This window comes from Chromobacterium piscinae, from assembly GCF_021129175.1.
GTDB classification, from domain to species: domain Bacteria; phylum Pseudomonadota; class Gammaproteobacteria; order Burkholderiales; family Chromobacteriaceae; genus Chromobacterium; species Chromobacterium piscinae.
The window spans coordinates 1-1,879 of sequence record NZ_JAJOHV010000170.1 but is presented as its reverse complement, the minus strand read 5'-3'; the positions used below and the strand labels follow the sequence as shown (position 1 = coordinate 1,879).

3 protein-coding genes are annotated in these 1,879 nt (G+C 66.8%); 2 read left to right on the top strand and 1 reads right to left on the bottom strand.

Annotated elements, in window-relative coordinates; all coding sequences use genetic code 11:
* The coding region (locus tag LQR33_RS23895; RefSeq protein WP_231470728.1) for a DUF480 domain-containing protein at positions 1-351 on the top strand (351 nt) is incomplete at its 5' end.
* Between the two features lie 68 nt (positions 352-419).
* Complete coding sequence (locus LQR33_RS23890; RefSeq protein ID WP_231470727.1) at positions 420-950, top strand: YfaZ family outer membrane protein; 531 nt, start codon at positions 420-422, stop codon at positions 948-950.
* Between the two features lie 59 nt (positions 951-1,009).
* Here the strand turns inward: LQR33_RS23890 and LQR33_RS23885 are convergent.
* A partial coding sequence (locus LQR33_RS23885) for a M13-type metalloendopeptidase (RefSeq protein ID WP_231470726.1) occupies positions 1,010-1,879 on the bottom strand: 870 nt, incomplete at its 5' end.

The window sequence follows — 1,879 nt, the reverse complement described above, 5'->3', positions numbered from 1 at the left end:
GGCGCGCGCCTGGCCGCGCTGTGCCTGCTGACGCTGCGCGGCCCGCAGACCGGCGCCGAGATCCGCGCCCGCGCCGGCCGCATCTACAGTTTCTCCGGCGTGGACGAGGTGGAAACCGCGCTGAACGCGCTGGCCGACAAGTACCCGCCGCTGGTCATGAAGCTGGAGCGCCAGCCGGGCGAGCGCGAGGCGCGCTGGTGCCATCTGCTGTCAGGCGAGCCGCAGATCGTCCCGGCCCAGGCCTGCGAAGTGATAGACGTGGGCCTGACCGGCCGCGTGGCGGCGCTGGAAGCCGAAGTGGCGGCGCTGAAAACCATGGTGCTGGCGCTGGAGCAGCGCCTGAACAATTGACGGGCTGAACTTGTTTTTTAGAAATTGGTCACTACCTGTTGTTGTTTGAACCAACAGGAATGGACCGCATGAAGCATTTCGCAATCGCCCTGGCGCTGGCCGGGCTGGCCGGCGGCACCCACGCCGCCGACTACATGTTCGGCGCCGGCAACGGCACCCAGCAACTCACCCGCACGCCGGACGGTTTCGGCATCGGCCTCAATCTCGACTACCTGCGCGACGACCACAAGGGGAGCGCCGGCGGCGCCGGCTTGGAATTCGCGCTGCCGCTGGGCCCGCTGACCGTGGCCGGCGGCGGCAAGCTGATGGCGCTGTCGCCAGACAGCGGCTCCGCCACCGCCGCGCTGGTCGGCGGCCGCGCCAGCTTCGACCTCGCCCCCAAGGTCAAGCTGTTCGGCCAGGCTTATTACGCGCCGAGCAGCTTCGCCAGCGGCAGCGTCGACCGCGTCAGCGACTACGCCGCCGGCGTGCGCTGGAATGTGGTCGGCCCGCTCAGCGTGGAAGCCGGCTACCGCTACTTCGACATCCGCCGCGACAACGACAGCCGCAGCCGCACGCTGGCTGACGGCGCCTACCTGGGCGCGGGCCTGAGTTTCTGATCCCGCCCGCGCAGCAAAAAAAACGGCAGCCCAGGCTGCCGTTTTTCATTTCCGTCCGCTTACCACCACAGGTGGAAGCGCTGCGCCGGCGGCAGATACATCTTATCGCCCGGCTTGACGTTGAAGGCTTGGTAGAACGGGTCCAGATTGCGGACGGTGCCGAAGGCTCGCCATTCGTCAGGCGTATGCGGATCGGACACCATCTGCTTCAGCGTGGCCGCGTCGCGGCTCTTGCTGCGCCAGGACTGGGCGAAGGCGATGAAGAAGCGCTGGTCGCCGGTGAGGCCGTCGCGCACCGGCGCTTCCTTGCCGCCCAGCGCGATCTTGTACGCTTTGTAGGCGATCTCCAGGCCGGCGTTGTCGGCGATGTTCTCGCCCAGCGTCAGCTCGCCGTTGATCTTGTGCCCCTTCACCGGCTCGTAGCCGCCGTACTGCTTGACCAGCTTGGCGGTCACTTCCTTGAAGTGCGCCTCGTCGGCCGGCGTCCACCAGTTGCGCATATTGCCGTCGCCGTCGAACAGGTGGCCCTGATCGTCGAAACCGTGGCTGATCTCGTGGCCGATGGTGGCGCCGATGCTGCCGTAGTTGACCGCCGTGTCGAAAGCCGGGTCGAAATACGGCGCTTGCAGGATGGCGGCCGGGAACACGATCTCGTTGTTGGCCGGGTTGTAATAGGCGTTGACCGTCTGCGGCGTCATCCCCCATTCGGTCCGGTCCACCGGCTGGCCCAGATGCTTGGCCTGGCGGCGGTAATTGAACGCGGCGACACGCTCGACGTTTCCTATCAGGTCGTCCGGGCGGATCTCCAGGCTGGCGTAGTCGCGCCATTTGTCCGGGTAGCCTATCTTCGGCGTGTACTTGGACAGCTTCAGATGCGCCTCGCGCTTGGTCTCCGCGCTCATCCAGTCCAGCGTGTCCACGCTGCGGTC

Excerpts from the sequence above, each read along its gene's own strand:
- LQR33_RS23890 (WP_231470727.1), top strand. The coding sequence starts at position 420 with ATGAAGCATTTCGCAATCGCCCTGGCGCTGGCCGGGCTGGCCGGCGGC.